Source organism: Arenibacter certesii DSM 19833, from assembly GCF_000429545.1.
Taxonomy (GTDB): Bacteria; Bacteroidota; Bacteroidia; order Flavobacteriales; family Flavobacteriaceae; genus Arenibacter; species Arenibacter certesii.
In genome coordinates, this window is record NZ_AUCB01000019.1 from 15,861 (window position 1) to 40,097 (window position 24,237).

Genomic DNA, 24,237 nt, shown 5'->3' on the forward strand with positions numbered 1-24,237 from the left:
TAAAAAATCTGGATAAAGATATCTAAAAATGCCAATACCATTATTTAATTCAATTGCTTCTTGGTTATTAAAAAAGAGATACCATCAAATTGAGCTTTTTATAAAATATCCGGCGGAAGTCCAAGATGAGGTATTGCATCAATTGCTTTCAATTGCCGAAGATACGGAGATTGGTAAGAAGTATGGATTTGATACTATTCCTAATTATGAAACCTTTGTGGAGCGGGTGCCCATAACTTCATATGAGGAGATAGAACCTATGGTAGAAAGGTCTAGAAGAGGGGAGCAGAATATTTTTTGGCCTACGAGTATAAAATGGTTTGCAAAAAGTAGTGGAACTACCAATGCTAAAAGTAAATTTATCCCAGTAAGTACTGAAGCATTGGAGGACTGTCATTTTAAATCTGGAAAAGATTTACTTTGCTTGTACCTTAATAATAATGAGAACTCCCAACTCTTTACAGGGAAGAGTCTTCGGCTGGGGGGGAGTACAGAAATGTATCAAGATAACGGTACTTCTTTTGGGGACCTTTCAGCAATCCTTATAGATAATATGCCGTTTTGGGCAGAACTGAGTAGTACTCCTAGTAACAAGGTGTCCCTTATGAGTGAATGGGAGTCTAAATTACAGGCTATTATAAAAGAGAGTATCCAAGAAAATGTCACGAGTTTGGCAGGAGTACCCTCATGGATGTTAGTGCTTCTGAATAAGGTGCTGGAAGAAACAGGAAATCAGCACTTGTTTCAAGTGTGGGAGAATCTAGAAGTATATTTTCACGGAGGGGTTAGTTTTAATCCGTATAAGGAACAGTATGCGGCCTTACTACCACGAAAGAGTTTTAATTACTATGAAATCTACAATGCCTCTGAGGGATTCTTTGCTATTCAGGATAGAAATAATTCTGATGACCTATTGTTGATGTTGGACTATGGTATTTTTTATGAATTTATTCCCATGGATGATTATGATAATTCTGAAAAAAGTACCATTCCCCTATGGAACGTTAAGCTGAACACGAATTACGCCATAGTAATTACGACCAATGCCGGACTTTGGCGCTATAAAATTGGGGATACGGTACGCTTTACCTCCCTAAATCCATATAGAATAAAGGTTACCGGAAGAACAAAGCATCATATTAATGTGTTTGGAGAAGAGTTGATTATAGAAAATGCGGAAGAGGCGCTAAAACAGGTCTGTAAGAAAACTGGAGCAGAAATAAAAGATTATACCGTAGCCCCTATTTTTATGGTAGGCAAAGAAAAGGGGGCTCATGAATGGATTATAGAGTTTAGAAAAGAACCAGAAGAACTAGCTGTTTTTATCGAATTTCTTGATAATTCCCTTAAATCCTTAAATTCCGATTACGAGGCAAAAAGATACAATAATATTACACTGAGATTGCCCCAAGTCCATGTTGCCAGGGAAAACCTATTCTATGATTGGTTAAAGTCTAAAGGCAAATTAGGAGGTCAGCATAAAATACCGAGATTATCCAATAAAAGGGATTATATCGAAGAATTACTTCACATAAACAAATAAATAAAGTGTATAGCGATTAAAATGTGCAATTTATTCTATCACAAATACCCTCACCCCTGTTTTAATAACTTAAATCAACGACTATGACTAGAAAATTAGTGATACTATCGGACATGAGGGGTGCATAAAGAGGGATGTGGATAACGTCCTATTTAGGATATTTGCAGCAATATTATGATTTAACATTCTACGACTCACAGCGATTGGCAAATATTCATTTAACCATAAATTCGGATGAAAACGTTGGAAAAGAGTTTGATAGTGGTGGGATAGCTACAGCAGTAGCACATTTGCTTAAGAATGAAAAAGAACCAAGGCATTATTTGGCCTTTGGTGCTGGTGGTACCATTGCTTGGAAAGCCGCGTTAAAAGGACTACCCGTGGAATCGCTATATGCTATCTCTAGTGCTTGGGTGCGATTGGAATCCCAACGACCTGTTGTTGATGTTAAGTTGCTGTACGGGGAATATGATGAGTTTAAGCCTTCCCAAGAGTGGATGGATCGTATTGGGACTAGGAACGAAATAGTACGGAATTTTGGACACGACCTTTATACCGACGAAAAAATCATCATTAAAGTGTGCCAAGATCTGTTGGTTACTGTTTCGGTAAAAGATACCGTAATTTAGTACATAATAGGGCATGGGCTCCGCTTCTGCTTCCCATGATGAAAAAGTAAACATAGCTGCCTTGTACTATAAGGGGGCTTTTTTTATTTAGGGACAGGCCTGCCATAGTATCTGGAAGATGGGAAAACTTCCTATATGTTGGTCCTAAAACACAAGTACGTGGGTATCACATTTCTGCACAACACTACCGAAATTTTTCGTATAATTGAATGAGCAAATGAAATGGGGTCCAGTTCTTAAGTGGCCCTATTACTTTTAATCAATTAAATATCCCGTAAATAAGACTATGGTGTTTTTCTTTCTCAGAGAGTACTGCTGCCTTAGCGTTATTTATAATTCCACACAAAATCATAAATATGAAACTTAAAATAATGTTCCTCCTTTTTTACATTGCTTCCTCTTTTGGTGTTTATGCTATTAATGATCCGGAGCCATTGAAAATTCTTTGTTATAACCTGCGTTTTGGCGAGTTGGCTTCATTGGAAGAGTTGGCGGAGTTTATTAAAAGTGTGGATCCAGACATAGTTGCCCTTCAAGAGGTGGATGTACGTACATATAGGGAAAGGGCCCCCAAGCAAAATGGCAAGGATTTTATTACTGAACTAGGTTATCGTACAGGGATGCTAAGTGCATTTGGGAAGACGATCCCCTATATGGATGGGTATTACGGAATTGGTATTTTAAGTAAGTACCCCTTGTCTAGCATAGAACGTATCTATTTGCCCAAGTCAGCGCACGGTAAGGAGCAGAGGGCAGTATTGGTTGCCGATGTGGAATATAGGGATGGAGCTTATATTACCTTTGCCAGTACACACTTAGACTACACCAATACGCAGGAAAGACAGTTGCAAGTTCAGGCACTGAACAAGGAGCTTCTTAATAGGAGCTACCCGGTACTATTGGCAGGAGATTTTAATGCCATCCCTGAGGCAGAAGAAATTATGAATGGGATGAAACGCTGGAAAGACTTATCTGGTAAAGATGCAACGGTTCCCGCCAAAAACCCAAAAAAGAAAATCGATTATATTTTTGGCTATCCGGCAGGGAAATGGGAGCTTATACGTGATACCACTTATCAGGTTCAGCTCTCCGATCATTTGCCCCTCAGTGCAATAGTGCAGATGAAACAACACAATTAATTTTAATGCTGGCCATAAAGCGGTATAGTTTCTATATATGAAAAAAATAGTAGTAGCATGCGATTCTTTTAAAGGTTGCGTTTCTTCTATGGAAATTGCTGAACATGCCGAAATTGCTATTCATAGGATTTATCCTGAATGTATGGTAACCAAAATTGCGGTTGGTGATGGGGGAGAAGGTACCTTAAGTGCTCTAGTTTCAAAATTAAAGGGTGAGTTGGTTACCTGCAAGGTCAATGGGCCTCTTTTTGATCCGGTCTTAGCGGAATACGGCATTATTGGGGGTAATGGTACAGCAATCATTGAAATGGCAGTAGCTAGTGGCCTAACCCTGCTTCCTATGGGTAAGCGTAACCCCATGCTGACCTCTACTTTTGGAACGGGGGAATTGATAAAAGACGCATTAGGGAAAGGATGCAGGAAGATTTTAATAGGCATTGGGGGAAGTGCCACCAATGATGGGGGAACTGGAATGTTGCAAGCTTTAGGTTATAACTTCTTGGACAACAAAGGAGAAAAGCTTGGCCACGGCGGGCAAATATTAAATAGTATAACCGCTATAGATGACACTGGGGTTCCGCCCGAAGTAAGGGAAGCTAGTTTTACTATTGCTTGTGATGTAAACAATCCGTTTTCTGGAAGTAATGGTGCCGCTTATGTATATGCGCGTCAAAAAGGAGCAGACGAACACATGATTCTAGAATTGGATAAAGGTTTGAAGAATTTTGCTAAGGTAATTAAGGAGAATAATAATAGAGATATTGATGGGGTCCCTGGGGCAGGGGCTGCGGGCGGAATTGGTGGAGGGTTTCTTGGCTTTTTAAATGCGCGTTTAAAACCGGGTATTGAAGTGGTCTTGGAGGCAATTGGGTTTAACGAATTAATAGAAGAAGCTGACCTTATAGTTACGGGAGAAGGTAAGTTGGATGCACAAACAGCAATGGGGAAAACCCCGGCCGGAATTCTAAAAGCCGCAAAAAAACAAGGAGTTCCTGTAATTGCTATTGGGGGAGGCGTGGAGGCGGTTGAAGAATTGAATAGGGCGGGTTTTCTTGCAGTTCTTCCTTTGTTGCCCTATCCTGTTACCTTGCAGCAAGCAATGGATCCAAAATTTACCTTGGAGAATATAAGGCGTACTTTAGAGCAGCAACTTCGGATTATTGCGTTTTATAAAAGTAAAAATGTATAGTATGAGCGCAATAGGTGCATTATTAGGGTTAATCTTATCTATAATACTGATAATTAGAAAAGTATCCCCTGTTTATAGTCTTATTCTGGGAGCACTTATTGGTGGTTTATTAGGAGGTTTTACGCTTTTAGATACTATTACATACATGGTGGATGGGGTAAAAGATATTACTCCGGCTATTTTAAGGATTCTGACTGCTGGCGTTTTATCCGGTGTTCTTATAAAAACGGGAGCGGCGTCTTCTATCTCCAACACAATTATTGAGAAATTAGGAAGGTCACATGTGTACCTCGCTTTGGCTTTGGCCACCTTTTTTCTTACCGCTATAGGTGTTTTTATTGATGTAGCGGTGATTACTGTAGCGCCAGTTGCACTTAGTATAGGGAAAAGGTTGTCCATTAGAAAAGCAGTCTTGCTACTCGTAATGATCGGAGGTGGGAAGTGTGGTAATATAATTTCACCCAATCCAAATACCATTATCGCTGCTGAAAATTTTAATGCTGATTTATTTTCGGTGATGTATGCTAATATTTTACCAGCAATTTTAGGGTTAATAGTCACAGTTTATGTGGTAGCTCGCTTTATGCCGGTTATGGGAGATCTAGTACAGGAAGAAGATTTGGATAAGGAGCAGGAAAATCTCCCTTCCTTTTTAAGTAGTATGGTGGCGCCTGGGGTTACAATATTGTTGCTTTCTTTTCGTCCACTATTTGGGTATGGAATAGACCCTTTAATTGCACTCCCAGTAGGTGGTGTTGTGGGGGTGATGGCGATGGGTAAAGTGCGCTTTTTAAAGGAAAGTATGACGTATGGTCTAAGTAGAATGTCCGTAATTGCTGTTCTTTTAGTGGGTACGGGGACCATTGCAGGAATAATAAAGGCTTCTACTCTTAAAGAGGTGATGCTGAGTGTATTGGGGAACACAAATTTCGGAGAAGTTTTAATAGCTCCACTGTCGGGGATTTTAATGGGAGCTACCACAGCTTCATCTACAGCAGGAGCTACTATAGCGTCCTCTTCATTTTCAGAAATAATTCTTAATGCCGGTATAAGCGGTATTTGGGGCGCCGCTTTAATTAATGCAGGAGCAACGGTATTAGATCATTTGCCACATGGTTCCTTCTTTCATGCAACCGGCGGTGTAACCAATGTTAACATTAATAATCGACTTAAATTAATTCCCTATGAATCGATTATTGGATTTGTACTTACCTTTTCATCTGTTATCGCATACTATTTATTTGAGGGGTAAAAAGTTCAAGGTCCAATGTCTAAAATATTAAAGTTGAATGTTCAAGGCAAATGTCTAAAGTTTAGCGGCAAAGCCTTCAATTCGATGGTAATTATATAAGGAAGGTTCTTAGGCGATTGGTATCACCTCTAAAATTCGACTCTATGGCAAATGATTACATATACCCCTGTATGTAATGAAAACAGCGAACTTTATATGAGATAAAGTGTATGACTTCGGTTCCGCTAGTCTACTGCTCAGGGTGCCGAAAATTGTTTGAATATTTGAATCGAGTTCGCTTTAGGGCCTGCCATATTTTTTTAGCTCTTATTTCATTTTCAAATTAGCACATTTCTATATTTTCACATTGAGTTGCGTTAGCTATTGCAGCGGCAACCTTTTTTTTGACTTTTCACCAATGAGGTCATTTATCCAGCAAGGTTTAGAGAACCTTGTAGGTGTTGTGATAATGCCCTAAAAAACAAACATATTGATGAAGCGCTACAACCAAAAAAGTTATAGCGGAAAGAGCGACCCAACAGGGGAACGCCCCATATAAAGATAAACTAAGGAGTCTTATATGAAAAGTAACGTGTTCCAACCAACGACTCTAGATTTTTTGTAATATAAATGTGGTGATTGCTGATTGTAGCGTTACACTAAGCTGTTGATGCCTTGGTGTATTTAAAAAGTGAAATCCCTTCGGTTACGAAACCTTAAAAGATAAAAAAAAGCAGTCTTAAGAGACTGCTTTTAATTTTTTGATTGTTTCAAAGGATAGCTTTTCTTCTGCATAAGATTTGCTTACCTTAAAGGTAGTTTCATCTGAACTGGGCAGTTCAAACATGGCATCCGTAAAGATGGCCTCACATAAGGAACGAAGTCCTCTTGCGCCCAATTTGTATTCAATAGCCTTGTCTACGATATAATCCAACGCCTGATCCGTTATTTCAAATGAGATATCATCCATTTTGAATAACTTCTCATATTGCTTGATAATAGCGTTTTTAGGCTGTGTTAAAATGGCCCTCAACGTTTTCTTATCCAATGGATTCATGTGCGTAAGTACCGGTAGTCTTCCTATAATTTCTGGAATTAGACCAAAGTCCTTTAAATCTTTAGGTATTATGTATTGAAGTATGTTTTCGTTGTCTACTTTTTCTTCCGCTTTGGAAGCGCTGTATCCCACGGCTTGCATATTCAACCTTTTTGTGATGATACGTTCAATACCATCAAAGGCTCCCCCAGCAATAAAAAGGATGTTTTCTGTATTCACCTCAATAAACTTCTGGTCAGGATGTTTTCTACCTCCTTTTGGCGGTACATTTACTACGGTACCCTCTAAAAGTTTAAGAAGTCCTTGTTGAACTCCTTCACCGGAAACGTCTCTAGTTATGGAAGGGTTATCGCTTTTTCGGGCTATTTTATCAATTTCATCAATAAAAACAATACCACGCTCCGCCTTCTCTAAATTGTAATCCGCGGCTTGCAATAAACGGGTTAAAATACTCTCTACATCTTCCCCAACATATCCTGCTTCGGTAAGAACCGTTGCATCAACTATGGTGAGAGGTACATTAAGCATTTTTGCAATGGTTTTGGCAATTAAGGTCTTTCCGGTCCCCGTTTGCCCTGCCATTATAATATTGCTCTTTTGGATCTCAATATCGTCTTCCTTGCTCTTTGGCTGTAACAATCTTTTATAGTGATTGTATACTGCCACGGACATTACTCTTTTAGTTCTGTCTTGTCCAATTATATAAGTGTCTAAAAATTCCTTTATTTCTAAAGGCTTTTTTAGGGTCAGTTCGGAAGAGAGGTCCTGATTTTTTGTTTGCTTGGATTCTTCTGCAACTATACCATGTGCCTGTTCTATACAACGGTCACAGATATGTGCATCTAAACCTGCAATCAACAAATTGGTCTCCGGTTTTTTTCTTCCACAAAAAGAGCATTCTAAATTTTCTTTTGCCATATCATTTTATCACATTCAATAATAGGAACGAAATAATTCGTTCTTTAGGTATGCCTTTTGGGGCAATACCACCATTTCATAGGGCTTAGTCGTTGCTATTCGGTATCCCTTACCAGGATTTCATCAATCATGCCATATTCTTTAGCTTCGTTAGCTTTCATCCAATAGTCTCTATCACTATCATCACTTACTTTTTCTAGAGGCTGTCCAGAATGTTTTGCAATAATTTGGTAAAGCTCATCTTTTAATTTTATAATTTCCCTTGCGGTAATTTCAATATCGCTGGCTTGACCTTGCGCACCACCCAATGGTTGATGAATCATCACTCTGGAATGGGTAAGACCACTTCGCTTGCCTTTTTCACCGGCACATAATAGTACAGCGCCCATAGAAGCTGCCATTCCTGTACAAATGGTTGCAACGTCTGGTTTAATAAATTGCATAGTGTCATAAATGCCTAATCCGGCATATACGCTACCTCCTGGAGAGTTGATGTATATTTGAATATCCTTGGATGCATCGGTACTTTCTAGAAAAAGCAATTGTGCTTGTACTATGTTCGCAACTTGGTCGTTAATGCCTGTGCCCAAGAATATAATCCTGTCCATCATCAGTCTAGAAAAAACATCCATTGCTACTGCATTTAGCTGTCTTTCCTCAATAATGTTCGGGGTTAGGTTAGTAGGGTACATGCTACTTAGAATGCTGTCATAGTACATGCTATTGATCCCTTGATGCTTAATAGCGTAGTTTTTAAATTCTTTCCCGTAATCCATATTTTTAATCGAGGTTTTATAAGATAAAAAAAGTGTCGAAAATAAATTCTCCGACACTGTAAATATACTTATTTTTCGTGTAACTTAACTTTAACGGCTGTTAAGGAAGGGCCAAATATTATTGCATAAATGGCCGCTCCTGCCTGCAGCTTTAGTTTTTATCAGTATTGGGGTAAATTACCCGTATACTTCTTTTACAAAATCTTCGTAAGTAACTTCCTTTGGCTTTAGATTAGCTTTTTCCTTATATAGGGTCAATAATTTTTGACTCATAAGTTGCTCGCTCAATCTTTTTACCTCGTCTTGATTCGAAAGTACTCTTGCAGCAATGTTGTCTAATTCCTCTTCTTTAGGGTCTAATTGACCAAATTGAGCCATTTGTTGTTTGATAAATCCTTTGGCAAACTCCTTAAGTTCATCAAATTGGATCTGGATCTCATTTGCTTCAATGATTTTTCCTTCAATCAACTGATAACGCAATCCTTTTTCGGATTTTTCAAATTCTTCTGCTGCTTCTTCCTCTGTTAAAGGTGTTTCTCCAGTAGTCTGAATCCATTTAGTTAAGAATTCCGTAGGAAGGTCAAACTTAATAGTTTCTATAAAATGTTCCGTAATGTCATTTAACAACTTTTGATCTGATTGTTGCTCAAACTGCTTTTCGGAATCTTCTTTGATCCTTGTTTTTAGTTCTTCTTCAGAAGTTACTTTCCCTTCTCCGAATAACTTATCAAAAAGCTCCTGGTCTAATTTGGCCGGTTCTTTTTCGTTAATTTCTTCAATAGTGAAAGATACCTCTATATCCAATTCCTTGGCTTTTCCTGTTTCAATGCCCAAAGCACTTCCCAGTAAATAGTCTTCCTTAAATAGGTCTTTGGTGTTAAGGGTAACTACATCCCCAACTTTTTTGCCCAAAAGGCTATCCACGGCTTTTTTGTTCTTTATTTTTTCGATCTCTACAACGGTCTTGTTGTCAATTTCCTCAGCTTCGTTAGTGAAGGTACCATTAACTTCATCTTTCTTGCCTACTTCGGATTTGCTGATCAATTTTCCGTATTGTTTCTGAATACGCTCTACTTGCTCGTTAATCATCTTGTCATCAGCAACGATCTTGTAATGAGTTAAGGCCTCTTTGGTTTTTAGATCTACCTCAAATTTAGGGGCAAGTCCCAATTCAAATTCGAATGCAAAATTTTCCGCATCCCAATCAAAATTGTCTTGTTGTTTTGGAATGGGATTTCCTAAGACGTCAAGTTTTTCTTCTGTAAGATATTTGTTTAAATTGTCTTGCAAAAGTTTGTTAACCTCATCTACCAAAACAGCTTTTCCGTATTGCTTCTTGATCAATCCCATAGGAACCTGACCTTTTCTGAAACCAGGGATATTGGCTTGCTTTCTGTAATCCTTTAAGATGGATTCTACCTTGTCGAAATAATCCTCCTTGGTTACCGCAACTTTAACTACTGCATTTAGTTCGTCTATCTGCTCTTTAGTGATATTCATTTGTTATCTGTATTTTGCTAAAATAAAATGGGACGCAAAAGTACTATATTTTATAATCTTCAACAAGTTTTTAAACCACTGATTGTCATAAAGGTATCTTAAAGCTATTTGTCGTCGTTAAGGAGGCTGTAAAATAGCGATTGAAGAAAGGAAAGCAATAGACTAAAAAGGAGCGCCCACCATATATTATCTACGGTAAACCCTCCAACTAAACTGTCGGCCAAAAGAATAATTATGGCATTAATTATTAGAAGGAAAAGTCCTAGAGTAAGAATGGTTACCGGTAAAGTGAAAATAACTAGGATGGGTTTTACAATATAGTTTAGTAGTCCTAACACTATGGCTACGATTATAGCGGTTCCGTAACTGTCTACGCCCACTCCAGGTAAAATATTGGCCAGGATGACTACCGCAATTGCGCTAAGGAGTACTCTTAATAGTAATTTCATTGGTGTTGATTTTTTTTGGTTGTGATTTAAATAGTTTCGTTAAATTAAAATAATTTTTATTGATGGTAAAATCATTAGGAGTAAATCGTTACTCTTTTATGAAAGGGATGGATTTTGACAAGAACTGTTTTGGGTTCTCCGCATGTAACCAATGTCCAGCATTACTAATAGTTTCTAAGGTGGCATTAGGAAAGTGCTTTTTTATTTCCATCATATCGGAATCGGTGATATATTCGGATTTGTCTCCTCTTAAAAACAGGGTGGGTCCGGCATAAAAATCCGTGGTGCCAATATTTTCTCCTACCTCCTCCATGCGTTCGCTTAGTACCTCCAGATTAAACCTAAAATCGAGTACTCCTTTTTCTACCCAATATAAATTTTTGAGCAGAAATTGTCTTACACCAACTTGTCCTATATATGCTGCTAATCGTTTGTCTGCCTCTTGTCTAGAAGCGATCTCGCGGATTTTTATAGCGTTCAGTCCGTTAAGTATATCCTGGTGGTGGGGTGGGTAGTATTTTGGTGCTATATCTGCAACCAATAATTTTTCAACTTTTTCTGGGTGCTTGCATGCAAATAACATGGCAACCTTCCCGCCCATGCTGTGGCCTAGGACTGTAGCGCTAGGGATGTTATGATGGGACATGTAGCGATTTAGATCCGCTACCATTACATCATAGTTGAACTGGGGGGAGTGGAAACTTTTTCCATGGTTTCGCTGGTCTATCAAATGAACCTGGAAACCTTCGTCAGCATATTTAGTGCCTATCGTTTTCCAATTGTCGAGCATTCCTAAAAATCCGTGTAGGATAAGAATAGGTTCTCCTTCGCCAATAATATTGGAATGTAGTATTTCCATGAGTTATTTTAATTTGTTTAGATACATATTTACAACGTTTTCCAATCCTAGGTAAAGCGATTCTGAAATTAAGGCGTGACCTATGGAAACTTCTAGAAGATGAGGAACACTTTCTTTGAAAAACTGAATGTTGTTTAGGCTTAAATCGTGTCCTGCATTAATTCCTAATCCTAATTCATGTGCAAGTTTAGCTGCCTCTACAAAGGGAAGTACCCCTTCTTTGTTTCCGTTCTCGTATGCAATGGCATAGCTCTCAGTGTACAATTCAATGCGGTCTGTTCCAGTTAACGCCGCGCCTTCTACCATTTTTGGATCTGGATCCACAAAAATAGAGGTTCGGATTCCATTGTTTTTAAAGATTTGAATAACTTCTTTAAGGAAGTCTTTGTGTTTTATGGTATCCCATCCTTCATTGGAGGTGATGGCGTCTACGCCATCTGGTACCAAAGTAACTTGGGTGGGTTTCACTTCTAGGACCAGTTCAATAAATTTGGGAATAGGATTACCTTCAATATTGAATTCTGTTGTTACCACCTTTTTTAGATCCCTGGCATCTTGATAAGTGATATGTCTTTCATCTGGTCTTGGGTGTATAGTTATTCCTTGTGCGCCAAATTCTTCAATATCCTGGGCTGCTTTTACTAGGTTGGGGACATTTCCTCCTCTAGAATTCCTAATTGTTGCAATTTTATTTACGTTAACGCTAAGCTTTGTCATATCTTTCTTGTAAGTTTAAATGACAAAAGTACAAATTAGGCATGCCTTTTGTAATTTATATAGGGAAAGAATTTATCTCGTTCAATAGTAGTTGTTGCATTTTGGGCTACGTGTAGCAAGTAGATTACCAGGCCAGTTAATAATAGGACGCAGTCAATACTAAATAAGAGTTAAGTCAGTTTCTTAAGCGATAATACTTGTTCCAATTTTGGTGCTAAGAATATTTTATTAGTAATTTGCGTTATAATAGAAAACAAAGTCATGCAAATCCAAGACAGTATATTAACAACAGTTCCTGTTTTTAAAGTGACGGACTCTTTAAAAGAGGTGATCCAGTACTTTAATCAGACTGCCTATTCGCATGTGGCGGTAGAGGATGATGGATTGTATATAGGAATGCTGGAGAAAAATGACGTAGATAATTATGGAGCAGATAAGATAATTGAGGAATATAGGTGTCAACTCGCTACTTTTTTTGCGAGACCCGAGGCTTCTTGGTTAGATGTGTTGGAATTATTCTCTAAAAATGAAGCCAATGTATTGCCAATAGTAAATAATGAAGGTAAGGTGGTAGGTCATTATGATTTGATTGATGTGGTAAATCTATTTATTGACACCCCCTTTTTTACTGAGCCAGGAGGTATTTTAGTGCTTGCCAAAGGAATTAAAGATTATTCTTTTAGTGAAATTGCACAGATTGTGGAGAGTAATAATCTAAAGCTAATTGGAGCCTTTATTACTGATAGTAGGAATGATGTTATACAGATAACCATAAAAATTGGTGCAACGCATCTTAATGAAGTGATACAATCTTTTAGGCGTTACAATTATACCATTCTATATGGTAATGACGATGATCAATTTTTGGAGGACTTAAAAGAAAGATCCGATTACTTGGATAAATACCTTAACGTATAATAGTTATGAAGGTAGCCATTTATGGAATTGCTTACCAAGAGACTGCAGTAGAATATGTTTTGCAGCTTATTGAAGAGCTACAAAATGAAAATGCAGAGATTTATTTCGAGAAAGAATACTATCACTTTATAAGATTGCGTGGGAAAGTGGGAGAATATGCCACTTTTACAAATTCGGAGGGGTTAGACCGAAGTTTTGATATGTTCATTAGCTTTGGTGGAGATGGTACTATTTTAAGGGCTACCACTTATGTAAGGGATTTAGATATTCCTATAGTAGGTGTCAATACGGGTCGCCTTGGTTTTTTGTCTACCTTTAAGAAGGAAGATGTTAGAAAGGTGGTGCGTGAGTTTGTTGCGGGGGCATATACTATTGAGGAGAGGAGCTTGGTAGAAATTGCCGAGTCTTCCGATATTCCAGAATTTAAAGAATTGAATTTTGCCTTGAACGAAATTACGGTAAGTAGAAAGGATACTACTTCCATGATAACCATAGAGACCTATCTTAATGATGAGTATTTAACTTCGTATTGGGCAGATGGGTTTATAGTGTCTACCCCAACTGGTTCTACTGGATATTCTTTAAGCTGTGGTGGTCCTGTAATGGCGCCCACGGTTAAATCTTTTATTTTAACTCCAATTGCGCCCCATAATCTTAACGCCAGACCTTTGGTTATTTCTGATGATACGGTTATACGACTTAAGGTATCAGGTAGGGCAGAAAGTCATTTAGTTTCCTTGGATTCCCGCATCGCCGCAGTGGCCAACGGAAAGGAGATTTTGGTTCGAAAGGCTCCCTTTACAATAAAAATGATAGAATATACCTCAGAGAGTTTTCTGAAAACTTTGAGGAATAAATTGTTGTGGGGGGAAGATAAGCGTAATTGATTCTTTGTTGGTAGCACAATAATAAAGTGCGAAACCTGTTTATCAGGATAGAACAAGAATATAATAAAAAATCGGGCATAGTGATTGAATTGGTTATATTTGCAAACTTTTAAAATAATGAGGTTTTTTCTTGCAGTACTTCTTGCGTTAGTATATTCCGGAGTAAATGGCCAAACTTATGAAGTGGGGTTGTTTGCGGGTGGAGCTAATAATATTGGTGATGTGGGAAGGACTAATTTTATAATGCCTTCGGGGCCCGCTTTTGGCGGAATTTTTAAATGGAATGTGAGTCAACGGTACGCTTGGCGGGGAAGTATAATTTATGGTGAATTTACTGCCGATGATTCCAAATCGAATATGTCGTCCAGGATGGATAGGGGCTATAAGATGGATAACAACGTACTTGAGGTATCTGCAGGACTAGAATTTAATTTTGTAGAGTATAATTTACATAGGTTAGGTCCGGCATTTACACCTTATCTATATACAGGGGTCACTTATTTTAGATATGGATATCATTATTTTGATGATTTAGGGCACCTACAGGATGCTGGTCAGAAAGACGGAGCTTTTGCGATTCCGATGACGGTAGGTGCAAAACTCAGGTTGAATCAGTTTTTGATTGCGGGGGCAGAGATTGGGGCTAGATATACCTTTACGGATAATCTAGATGCTAGTAATCCTTCCGGCTCTAATTTTCAAGACTTTAAATTTGGAAATAGTTTAAGTGATGATTGGTATGTTTTTTCAGGTATAACACTTACGTATACCTTTGGCCGAAAACCATGTCAGGATTCCTTCCGATAATACATATATGGATATCACTACAGGAAACAAAAAACAATTGCCCAAGCATATTGCCATCATCATGGATGGTAATGGGAGATGGGCCAAAAAGCAGGGTAAACTTCGAGTTTTTGGCCATGAGCATGGTGTGAAGACTGTAAGAAGAACTGTGGAGGATTGTGCAAAAATGGGGATTGAGTTTCTTACCCTTTATACTTTTTCCACCGAAAATTGGAACAGACCCAAATTGGAAGTGGATACCCTAATGCGTCTATTGGTATCTTCGTTAAAAAAAGAATTGGTAACGCTTAACAAGAATAATATTAGGTTAAATACTATTGGTAATATTAGCACCTTGCCCAAAAGAGCCCATAGGGAATTATTGGATGTGATGGATAAAACCGGGGAAAATACCGGAATGGTCTTAACCTTGGCGTTAAGTTATGGTGCTCGGGAAGAATTAAAGCATGCCGTTCAGCAGATTGCAGCCAAAGTTAAAAATAATATAATTATTCCTGAAAATATTGATGAAACCATTATAAATAACCATCTTTACACGCATAATTTACCAGATGTAGATCTCCTAATTCGCACTAGTGGTGAGCAAAGGATCAGTAATTTTCTACTTTGGCAGATTGCATATGCGGAATTATATTTTATTGATGTATTTTGGCCCGATTTTACGGAGCATCATTTATTGGAAGCCATTAAAAATTACCAGAACAGAGAACGACGATTTGGAAAAACAAGCGAACAACTTATCTAGAGGCATGGGAAGAATCATGACCCTACACTTTTTTACTGCACTTACCTTCTTTTTTTTTACATCCATAAACTACGCACAGGACCCCTCCTATGAGGATGGGAAACAATACACTCTTGCCGGTTTGGAGGTTACCGGTCTTCAAAGCTATAACGAGCAGACGGTTAAGACCTATACCGGACTAAGGATAGGGCAACCTATTACGGTTCCTGGGGACGAAATCAGTGCGGTTATCAATAAATTATGGGGGCTAGAGCTTTTTACAGACATTAGCTTTTATATCACTAATATAGAGGGTGAAAATGTATACCTAGAACTAAACATTATTGAGCGACCCACACTTACAGATGTCACCGTCTATGGAGTTAAGCCTAAAAAGGTTCCTGAAATTCTTAAAGACGCAGATCTTAAAAAAGGCAAGAAAATCACCGAGAGCTTAATTGCCAACACCAAAAATTACCTTCAAAACAAATATAAAAAGAAGGGCTATCTCAATGCCACCGTAAATATTGCTACGGCAAAAGATACTGTGGATACCAATACCCAGAGTATGGTGATCAATATTAAACAAGGTGAAAAGGTAAAGATCAATGATATTGTTTTTGAAGGAAACGAACAGTTGTCCGATAAGCAGCTGAGAAAAGCCTTAAAGAATACGAAGAAGAAAAAATTCTATCGTTTTTGGAAAAAATCTAAATACATAGAGGAAGATTATAAGGAAGACCTAGTTTCTTTGGTAGATAAATATGCCGAAAAAGGATTTAGGGATGCCAGAGTGGTTTCGGATACTTTTGTTAGGACAGGAGATAAGCTTATCGACCTGAAAATAAAAGTGGAAGAAGGAGATAAATACTACTTTGGGGATATAAATTTTGTTGGTAATACCGTGTATTCTGATCGCCAAATGGCTAGTGTCTTGGGACTGAAGAAAGGGGATACTTATAATGGAGTACTTTTAAGAAAGCGTATAGCGGATGCTTCCGATCCGGATGCTAATGACCTTACCAACCTCTATCAAAATAACGGATATTTATTTTCTAGTATTAATCCAGTAGAAATGTCTGCTGAAAATGATACCATCGATTTTGAGATCAGGATCATTGAGGGGAAAGAGACTTTTCTTAACCACGTAACTGTAGTAGGGAACGACAAGACTAATGATCACGTGATCTTTAGGGAATTGCGTACCAGACCAGGACAACGCTATAATAAATCAGACATCATAAGAAGTATTAGGGAATTAGGTCAGTTAGGTTTCTTTGATGCCGAACAAATTAAGCCGGATATACAAAACCCTAATCCTAATGAGGGAACAGTAGATCTTGCCTATAGTTTAGTAGAATCTGGTTCTAGCCAAATAGAATTGCAAGGAGGCTACGGGGGTGGTGGATTTATTGGTACCCTTGGACTATCCTTTAGCAACTTCTCTGTTAAGAATTTATTTAATGGAGAGGCCTATAAGCCGGTTCCTATGGGAGATGGACAAACATTTGCCTTGCGTTTGCAGGCCAGTAGAACCTATAGGGTGTATAGCCTTAACTTTTCTGAGCCTTGGTTGGGGGGTAAGAAACCGGTTCGTTTTAATATGTCCCTCTCTAGAACACAACAATTTTATTACAACCCTTACGTAAGTAGAAGACCAGATAAAAACAGAACATTCTCTATTACTGGAATATCTGCTGGATTAGCAAAAAGGGTGCAATGGCCAGATGATTTCTTTACCATTTCGCACTCCGTAGGGTATCAGTTGTACGATTTTAAAAATTATAACTTAGGTCTTTTCAATTTTGGTAACGGACAGTCCAATTCCATAGCATATAGTTTAGGGATTGCTAGGAATGCTACCGGGGGAGGGCGTATTTTCCCTAGATCTGGATCTAACTTTGAGATAACAGCTAAATTTACACCACCATTTTCTTTATTCAATAATAAGGACTATGATAAGTTGAATTCTGATCTTGAGGTGGCCGTTGCTGAAAAGAACAACGCAGAAATAGAACGCATAGATCAAGAGCGATTTAAATGGTTAGAATTTTACAAGGTTAACTTTAAAGGAGACTGGTATACTACCCTAGTAGATAAATTAGTACTTAGAACCAATGCCGAATTTGGATTTTTGGGTAGCTATAACGAAAAGGTGGGAAAGGTACCGTTTGAACGATTTTATGTTGGAGGAGACGGATTGGGAACCTATACCTTGGATGGCAGGGATGTGGTCCAGTTAAGGGGATATGAAAATCAGTCCTTAACACCCTATAGTGTAGATCCTGTTTCTGGACAACAGATACAAGATGGTGGAGTGGTTTATAATAAGTACTCCTTAGAGCTTAGATACCCACTTACACTTAAGCCTTCTGCATCTATATATGGACTGGCATTTTTGGAAGCTGGTAATGCTTTCAACAATTTTCAGAGCTTTAACCCGTTTGAAATAAAAAGATCGGCCGGAGTGGGACTGCGAATCTTTATGCCTGCATTTGGACTTCTAGGAATTGATTTTGGATATGGATTTGATAAAGATTATAACCCAAACTCCGTTGGGCCTAGCGGATGGCAAACCCACTTTATTATTGGACAACAGTTTTAATTGATAAAATTATTTTGCAGTTTTATACAGTGTACTGTGCGTTTAAGAATGAAACATTATTTTTGGCACGATATTTTCTATAATATAAAACGAAGATATTATGAAGATAAACGGAAAATTACTTGTAGTCCTTTTTATAGCCTTAACCACGGCTAATCTTACTGCTCAAAGAGGAGTTAGGATAGGGTATGTGGATATGGAATATATACTTGAGAATGTTGATGAGTATAGAGAGGCTAACGAGCAATTGGCTAATAGAGTACAGCGCTGGAAGCAGGAGTTGGAGAAGGAGAAGTCCGAAATTGAGCAGATGAAGAAGGACCTAATGGCAGAGAAGGTGCTTCTGACTGCAGAACTAATTGCGGAGCGTGAAGAAGAAATACAGATCCTGGAAAAGGAGATGTTGGAATACCAACAAAATAGATTTGGCCCATCAGGTGACCTAGTCTTGCAAAAAAGAAGATTGATTCAGCCAATACAAGATCAGGTTTTTAATGAGGTGCAGAAAATAGGTGCCAATAAAAAATATGATTTTATTTTTGATAAATCTGCAGATGTTGTAATGTTGTATTCAGAAAAAAGGCACGATATTAGCGACTTAGTATTGAGAGGTATCTCTAGAACGAGAAAAATAAGCGCTCCAGAAAAGAAGGATTCCAGAACAGATTTTAATGATTTTGAGGATGAAGAAGAGGAGGTTAGTGGCGCGCTATTGGATCGTCAGGAGCGAGCTAAACAGGCAGAGGAAGCAAGGAATAAAACTGCTGATGAAAGAAGAGCTGAGCAGTTAAGGATTAGAGAAGAGCGGAAGAAAGCGTATGAGGCCAGAAGAAAACAACTGTTAGAAGAAAGAGAAGCAAAGAGACAGAAAGAAGGAGAAAAAAGAAGTGGCAAAAAGGATGACGAGGAAACAGGAAGTTAGTATTAGGAATAATTACAATCATTATATATAACTAAATTTAAAATTAACATTCAAACATTAATGAGAAACATGAAACAAATAAAGAAAATTGCGGTAGCCATAGTTTTGTTCGTAGCAGCAACTGGGTTTGTAAACGCCCAAGCTAAGATTGCACACATAGACGTTCAGGAATTACTATCTTCTATGCCAGAGATGAAAGCGGCAGATGCGGAACTTAAAAAACTATCCGAAACATATAGGGCCGATATTGAAAGTTCTATGACCGAGCTCAGAAACAAGTACACGCAATATCAGAATGAATCTGCTTCTAAATCTGATGAAGAAAACCAGAAGAGAGCATTAGAATTGCAAGGATTCGAAAAGAACATTGGAGAGGCACAACAAACTGCTCAGCAAGAATTACAAAAGAAACAAGCAGAACTTTTAGGTCCTATTACAGAAAAAGCTAAAAAAGCTATTGAGGCCGTTGCGGCTGCTCAAGGAATAGAATACGTAATTGATGCTACCCAAGGTGGCGGACTTATTGTAGCGAAAGGAAAAGACCTTTTACCCGCAGTTAAGAAGCAATTAGGTTTCTAAAAAATAACGTTATAATATTTTAAAAAGAGCTATGCAGTCGCGTAGCTCTTTTTTTATTCATTATTCGCACTTTCAAAAGTTGCCCATTACGGATTGTTGCCTATTCTAACAGCAAAAACTAACTTCTTGGAATCCGATTAATAGTAACATCATTTTGGGAAAAGCAATAATAATGTAACTTTAGGACTTAAATTTCGTTGAATGAGTAAAGGTCCTATAGGTATTTTTGATTCTGGTATTGGAGGCACTTCTATATGGCGTGAGATAAATAGGTTGTTGCCCCAAGAATCCACCATCTATTTAGCGGATAGTAAAAATGCCCCTTATGGTGAAAAATCACAGGAAGAGATTCTGCGACTAAGCATTAAGAATGTAGAATTTCTTATCAGTAAAGGATGTAAACTAATTGTGGTAGCCTGCAATACAGCCACTACCAATGCCATTAAAGAACTCCGGGAAAAGTATGAATTACCGTTTATTGGAATAGAACCAGCTATAAAAACTGCAGCCCTTAATTCGAAGTCGAAAAAGATTGGGGTCTTGGCTACAAAAGGCACCCTGTCTAGCAGTCTTTTTCATAGTACCTCCATTAGTCATGCCAATGGTATACAGATAATGGAGCAAAAAGGTACTGGTCTGGTTGAATTAATAGAAAACGGGGAGCTTAATACCATGAAAACAAAGGCGCTTTTAGAGCGTTATTTGTCTCATATGGTAAAAGAGGGTATTGATCAACTGGTGTTGGGATGCACACATTACCCGTATTTAATTCCATTGCTTACGGATATATTACCCGATAATGTTAAGATTATCGATTCTGGAGAGGGAGTCGCCAAGCAAACTAAAAATATTTTAGAAAAATATAATATAAATGCCCCTCCAACATCCAAAGGAGAATTTCAATTTTTCACCAATAAAGAGGTATCCGTTTTAGAGGGCTTTATAAAAGATGCAGGTGTACCTTTTGAAGTCTCCTTTTTAGAGTTTTAACGATAACTGTATTTTGTAATTGTAGCCTTGTCGTTCAGAGATTTCGCTATCCTCGCTTTGCAATCGCTTTACCGAGTCGGCTGCACTTTAACTTATAGCTTCAATGGAACCATACCCTAAAGCTTCCTTATGTAGGTTAGATAGGTGAAGTCATAGTCGTGCCGTTCATCTTTCGGATGGAATTCCTCTTTTATAAGCATCCAATCTTTCTCGTCAAAATTGGGAAAAAATGTATCTGCCTCAAAACGCTCATGAACGCGAGTCAATTCCAATTGATTGGCATGCTTTAATCCAAGTCGATAAATTTCCCCACCTCCAATAATAAAAGCCAAGGAATCATCTTTCACCAGATCTAAGGCTTCTTCCAGAGAATGAACTACAATACAATCTGCATAGGGAATTTGATAGTCTGGGTCCCTAGTAATGACAATATGTACGCGATTTGGTAAGGGTTTTGGGAAGCTTTCAAAAGTTTTTCTTCCCATTATAATCGTATGGCCAGAGGTTCGCTTTTTAAAATACTTAAAGTCATCTGGCAAATGCCATAAAAGGTCGTTGTCTTTTCCTAAGGCATTATTTTCCCCTGCTGCGGCAATCATTGATATAATCTGCATTACTCTTTACTTTTATTGATACGGGACAGTGGGAAGTCCGTTTCTATTTCTTTTTGTAATTGGGCAATCTTCTGTTTTTGTTTTAAAACCAATTTTTCTCTTTGTGACCTTTCCCATTCAGGGCCCATAAATTTAGAGGTTATAAATACGTTAAAGGCATGGATGATAAATAGAAAGAACCAGGCAAGAATGACCCAGATAAACCAGTCATGCGTTTTACCATAGCCAAGGATTTTATTGATTACGATCATAAAAATACTGCCTATAAAAAAGATGACGAAATGGGAAAACAATCGTTTTTTTTGTTTTATCCTAGTCTGGGCATCTTCCAGCATTTGGTGGTGCTCCAAATCTATTTTAGACTTATTTTTATTTCTGGTAAACATCCTAATAAGTATCTTTAGGGTAAAGATACCAAAATACAAATCTTCATCAATAAGATTATGAAAAACATCATTAAACAATTTCCTGTCTTAAGTCAATATATTTATGCAGATACGGCTACCGCGGGATTGCTGTACGAAGGGTTGTTGGATTGGAGGCAAGAACACGATTTGGATGTGCTGATCGGAGGCAGAAAGCTAGGCTCCAAGCAAGGCAAAATAATATCAGAGACTAGAATTACCGTGTCGGAATTTTTCAGCTGTAAAAAAGAGAATGTCGCGTTGGTACCTAATTTTTCCATTGGTATAAATCTATTGTTGGAAGGGATAGGGGATAAGGAAAACGTGTTGTTGTTAGAAGGAGATTATCCTTCGGTAAATTGGCCATTTGAGTCTAGAAATCTAAAGATTAACTTTGTAGATCTTTCGGAGGATATAGAAAATCAAATTTTTGAAAAAATAAAGTCGGAAAAGATTACAATACTTGCCTTAAGTCTGGTGCAATGGTTAAATGGGATCAAAATAGATATTGAGTTCCTTAAATCACTAAAAAAAGAATTTCCAGACCTTATCATTATAGCGGATGGTACTCAATTCTGTGGCACTGAAAATTTTAATTTTGATCGCTCAGGAATAGATGTACTTGGAGCAAGTGGCTATAAATGGATGTTGGGAGGACATGGGAACGGCTTTATGCTGTTTTCGGATGAGGTAGTACATCGCTTTAAATGTGCTGCTATTGGATTTAATGCTGCTAAGGGGGATTTAGGAGGTAGGGATGGAATTTCATTTTCGAATAGATTTGAGCCTGGACACTTGGATAGTTTGTCTTTTGGAAGTCTCAATTATTCTTTGAAGTTTCTTACCAGCATAGGGATGGAAGTGATAGAAGAACAGATAAAAAAGCTCTCCGTTATGGCCCTAACTGAATTTGGCAACTTGGGGCTTTTAGAACCCTGTGTTATAAAGAGAAAGGACCATAGTACAATATTTAATATCGCGGTGGGCGAGAAGGGATATACAAAATTAATGCAGAACAAAGTGCTCCTTGCACAACGGGGTAGTGGTATTAGACTCTCTTTTCATTTCTATAATACGGAAAATGAAATAGATAGCATTATAAAAATCCTAAAATAAAGATGATTAATCATTGTATTATGAAATTGGGCTTCTTAATTTAAAGATGTGTGTACTGTAGTTATTCAATTTTTATGAAATTGGCAAAATGACATTGATCATTGTTAATGAGGCATTTAATAATGTAAGTTTGTAAAAAATTAAATACGAGAATTATGGCAATTTCAAAACAATATTTAAAGAGTAAACCAGTTTGTAAAGTTACATTTTCAGTGGAGGCTAAAGAAGCGAAAAAAGTAGCTGTTGTAGGTGATTTTAATAATTGGGATCCTAAAGGGAGTGCTTTAAAGAAGTTGAAGAACGGCACTTTTAAAGGAACCCTTAATTTTCCTAAAGATCATTCGTATGAGTTTAAGTATCTTATAGATGGTGAATTTGTAAATGAGTTGGAAGGAGATGGTTTGCAGTGGAATGATTACGCAGGTGCTGAGAATTCAGTATTAAAGGTGTAATTCACCGAAAATAGTACAATATATTATCGTTAAGGTCATGAATGACTAGTAGCAGGAATAACCTAAAATGCTGGAATTTCCCCCCCATTCCAGATCTAGGTATAGTAGGAGATGCTCTGCCGTCCTTATAAGCTAGTAAAGTTGGAGGACGTCTAAATTTAATGCTTTTTACATAAAATGCGCTTCTCCATCCGAAACGCAAACACGTTTCAATCAAAGGATGTTGCCTTAGTAAGGATGTAGTTTTTAAAATAATTCTTCTTATCCGAGAATTGAGCAGTAATCTGTAATCCTGCGGCTTTGACTAAATCAGATATTAGCCCATCATCGTACTTTTGCGATATCTCTGTATGAATGGTTTCCCAAGCTTTAAAATCAACCTCAAGGTCTAAAGCGGCAATCTGCACCTTCTGGTTAATTTTAGAGACTAAAAAGCTTTTTGCAGTCCCACTCTGTGGGTTGTAAGACTCCCAATGTAAAAAGTTGTCTAGAATAAAGTTTGCATTTAATTCACTATTGATACGGTGTAGTAGATTTTTATTAAATGCTTCTGTGACACCCTTTGGATCATTATACGCATTTAATATGGTCTGGGGGTTTTTTTTCTGGTCACAGCCAACAAAGATCATATCATTACTGTGCATTCCTGAGGCCAGTTGGGATAAAAAGGTAATAGCTTGGCTGTGGGATAGATTTCCAATATTAGAACCTAAAAAAAGAATTACATTCTTTACGGATTCAGAAGATTCAATGGTTTCCAGCATATTAAAATAGGTGCCCTGCTTAGGGGTTACAGTAAGACTTGGAAATTCTATGGATAGGGAGTTTTTTAGTTGGAGTAGTGCATTGCCACTAATATCTATAGGGACATAGCGAAAGTTGGGACTTTGTTTTTGGAGTTGCTCCAAAAGTATCTTTGTCTTTTTTCCGTTTCCAGCCCCGAGTTCTACTAAGTTTAAGGAGGCGGTATTTTGTAAGAATAGGTTGGCAATCTCTTTCCTGTTATTTTTCAGTATAGCTAACTCACATTCGGTTAAATAATATTCAGGAAGATTCATAATCTGCTCAAATAGCAGGTCTCCTTTATGGTCGTAGATATATTTTGAGGCCAAATGTTTTGGGGAGGCCGTGAGTCCTTCATGTACATCGTGAGCAAATTGAGCTTGAATTTTGGTTAAGGTATCTGCTTCCATAAATGGGTAGTTTAAGTTA

At 37.8% G+C, this 24,237-nt stretch carries 24 protein-coding genes; 15 read left to right on the plus strand and 9 right to left on the minus strand.

Annotation, left to right across the window (positions count from 1 at the left end):
- Positions 1-28: 28 nt before the first annotated feature.
- The 5 genes from G466_RS0111090 to G466_RS0111110 all read left to right on the plus strand — a co-directional run bounded on the left by G466_RS0111090 (position 29) and on the right by G466_RS0111110 (position 5,752).
- Positions 29-1,543, plus strand: a complete 1,515-nt coding sequence (locus G466_RS0111090) for a GH3 auxin-responsive promoter family protein (RefSeq protein WP_026813727.1) — start codon at positions 29-31, stop codon at positions 1,541-1,543.
- 134 nt (positions 1,544-1,677) lie between these two features.
- Positions 1,678-2,172 carry a hypothetical protein gene (locus G466_RS21840; RefSeq protein ID WP_229797204.1) on the plus strand — a complete coding sequence of 165 codons (495 nt, stop codon included), beginning with the start codon at positions 1,678-1,680 and terminating at the stop codon, positions 2,170-2,172.
- A gap of 356 nt (positions 2,173-2,528) precedes the next feature.
- Positions 2,529-3,311, plus strand: coding sequence for an endonuclease/exonuclease/phosphatase family protein (locus tag G466_RS0111100; RefSeq protein ID WP_034235365.1), 783 nt, complete (start codon positions 2,529-2,531; stop codon positions 3,309-3,311).
- Between the two features lie 37 nt (positions 3,312-3,348).
- A complete protein-coding gene (locus tag G466_RS0111105; RefSeq protein WP_026813729.1) occupies positions 3,349-4,500 on the plus strand; it encodes a glycerate kinase family protein in 1,152 nt (383 codons plus the stop codon).
- A 1-nt stretch (position 4,501) separates the two neighbouring features.
- Positions 4,502-5,752, plus strand: coding sequence for a GntP family permease (locus G466_RS0111110; protein ID WP_026813730.1), 1,251 nt, complete (start codon positions 4,502-4,504; stop codon positions 5,750-5,752).
- Positions 5,753-6,470: 718 nt separating this feature from the next.
- On the opposite strand, the gene clpX is transcribed toward G466_RS0111110, so the two are convergent.
- From clpX to G466_RS0111140, 6 genes are all read right to left on the minus strand, one after another.
- Positions 6,471-7,706 (minus strand): ATP-dependent Clp protease ATP-binding subunit ClpX, encoded by a 1,236-nt coding sequence (clpX, locus tag G466_RS0111115; protein ID WP_026813731.1) that lies wholly within the window; start codon positions 7,704-7,706, stop codon positions 6,471-6,473.
- 95 nt (positions 7,707-7,801) lie between these two features.
- Positions 7,802-8,482: an ATP-dependent Clp endopeptidase proteolytic subunit ClpP gene (gene clpP / locus G466_RS0111120; protein WP_026813732.1), complete on the minus strand. Its 681-nt coding sequence runs from the start codon at positions 8,480-8,482 to the stop codon at positions 7,802-7,804.
- Positions 8,483-8,659: 177 nt separating this feature from the next.
- On the minus strand, positions 8,660-9,982 hold the full coding sequence (gene tig, locus G466_RS0111125) for a trigger factor (protein ID WP_026813733.1): 1,323 nt from the start codon (positions 9,980-9,982) through the stop codon (positions 8,660-8,662).
- A gap of 104 nt (positions 9,983-10,086) precedes the next feature.
- On the minus strand, positions 10,087-10,431 hold the full coding sequence (locus tag G466_RS0111130; protein WP_026813734.1) for a phage holin family protein: 345 nt from the start codon (positions 10,429-10,431) through the stop codon (positions 10,087-10,089).
- An 88-nt stretch (positions 10,432-10,519) separates the two neighbouring features.
- Entirely contained in the window at positions 10,520-11,290 is a 771-nt protein-coding gene (locus G466_RS0111135; protein ID WP_026813735.1) for an alpha/beta fold hydrolase, read from the minus strand.
- 3 nt (positions 11,291-11,293) lie between these two features.
- Positions 11,294-12,007 (minus strand): pyridoxine 5'-phosphate synthase, encoded by a 714-nt coding sequence (locus tag G466_RS0111140; RefSeq protein ID WP_026813736.1) that lies wholly within the window; start codon positions 12,005-12,007, stop codon positions 11,294-11,296.
- A 261-nt stretch (positions 12,008-12,268) separates the two neighbouring features.
- On the opposite strand from G466_RS0111140, the gene G466_RS0111145 reads away from it, so the two are divergent.
- The 8 genes from G466_RS0111145 to murI all read left to right on the plus strand — a co-directional run bounded on the left by G466_RS0111145 (position 12,269) and on the right by murI (position 20,439).
- Entirely contained in the window at positions 12,269-12,925 is a 657-nt protein-coding gene (locus G466_RS0111145) for a CBS domain-containing protein (RefSeq protein WP_026813737.1), read from the plus strand.
- 5 nt (positions 12,926-12,930) lie between these two features.
- The gene (locus tag G466_RS0111150) at positions 12,931-13,812 is read left to right on the plus strand and encodes an NAD kinase (RefSeq protein WP_026813738.1); all 882 of its coding nucleotides are present in this window, start codon (positions 12,931-12,933) and stop codon (positions 13,810-13,812) included.
- Between the two features lie 117 nt (positions 13,813-13,929).
- Positions 13,930-14,619: a type IX secretion system protein PorG gene (gene porG, locus G466_RS0111155; protein ID WP_026813739.1), complete on the plus strand. Its 690-nt coding sequence runs from the start codon at positions 13,930-13,932 to the stop codon at positions 14,617-14,619.
- Between the two features lie 7 nt (positions 14,620-14,626).
- Positions 14,627-15,364 (plus strand): isoprenyl transferase, encoded by a 738-nt coding sequence (locus tag G466_RS0111160; protein WP_026813740.1) that lies wholly within the window; start codon positions 14,627-14,629, stop codon positions 15,362-15,364.
- A 4-nt stretch (positions 15,365-15,368) separates the two neighbouring features.
- Positions 15,369-17,948 carry a BamA/OMP85 family outer membrane protein gene (locus tag G466_RS0111165; RefSeq protein WP_084418807.1) on the plus strand — a complete coding sequence of 860 codons (2,580 nt, stop codon included), beginning with the start codon at positions 15,369-15,371 and terminating at the stop codon, positions 17,946-17,948.
- Between the two features lie 106 nt (positions 17,949-18,054).
- Positions 18,055-18,870 carry an OmpH family outer membrane protein gene (locus G466_RS0111170; RefSeq protein ID WP_373296609.1) on the plus strand — a complete coding sequence of 272 codons (816 nt, stop codon included), beginning with the start codon at positions 18,055-18,057 and terminating at the stop codon, positions 18,868-18,870.
- 69 nt (positions 18,871-18,939) lie between these two features.
- Positions 18,940-19,449 carry an OmpH family outer membrane protein gene (locus G466_RS0111175; RefSeq protein ID WP_026813743.1) on the plus strand — a complete coding sequence of 170 codons (510 nt, stop codon included), beginning with the start codon at positions 18,940-18,942 and terminating at the stop codon, positions 19,447-19,449.
- A 201-nt stretch (positions 19,450-19,650) separates the two neighbouring features.
- Positions 19,651-20,439, plus strand: coding sequence for a glutamate racemase (gene murI / locus G466_RS0111180; RefSeq protein ID WP_026813744.1), 789 nt, complete (start codon positions 19,651-19,653; stop codon positions 20,437-20,439).
- A gap of 116 nt (positions 20,440-20,555) precedes the next feature.
- On the opposite strand, the gene G466_RS0111185 is transcribed toward murI, so the two are convergent.
- Both G466_RS0111185 and G466_RS0111190 read right to left on the minus strand, forming a co-directional pair.
- Entirely contained in the window at positions 20,556-21,053 is a 498-nt protein-coding gene (locus G466_RS0111185; protein WP_189356691.1) for a dihydrofolate reductase, read from the minus strand.
- Positions 21,053-21,439 carry a 2TM domain-containing protein gene (locus G466_RS0111190; RefSeq protein ID WP_026813746.1) on the minus strand — a complete coding sequence of 129 codons (387 nt, stop codon included), beginning with the start codon at positions 21,437-21,439 and terminating at the stop codon, positions 21,053-21,055. The genes G466_RS0111185 and G466_RS0111190 overlap by 1 nt, the downstream gene beginning before the upstream one ends.
- 57 nt (positions 21,440-21,496) lie before the next feature.
- On the opposite strand from G466_RS0111190, the gene G466_RS0111195 reads away from it, so the two are divergent.
- On the plus strand, positions 21,497-22,573 hold the full coding sequence (locus G466_RS0111195) for an aminotransferase class V-fold PLP-dependent enzyme (protein WP_026813747.1): 1,077 nt from the start codon (positions 21,497-21,499) through the stop codon (positions 22,571-22,573).
- Between the two features lie 155 nt (positions 22,574-22,728).
- Positions 22,729-23,025: an isoamylase early set domain-containing protein gene (locus G466_RS0111200; RefSeq protein WP_026813748.1), complete on the plus strand. Its 297-nt coding sequence runs from the start codon at positions 22,729-22,731 to the stop codon at positions 23,023-23,025.
- 209 nt (positions 23,026-23,234) lie between these two features.
- Here the strand turns inward: G466_RS0111200 and egtD are convergent, their stop codons facing one another.
- On the minus strand, positions 23,235-24,218 hold the full coding sequence (gene egtD / locus G466_RS0111205) for an L-histidine N(alpha)-methyltransferase (RefSeq protein WP_034235369.1): 984 nt from the start codon (positions 24,216-24,218) through the stop codon (positions 23,235-23,237).
- Positions 24,219-24,237: the final 19 nt, after the last annotated feature.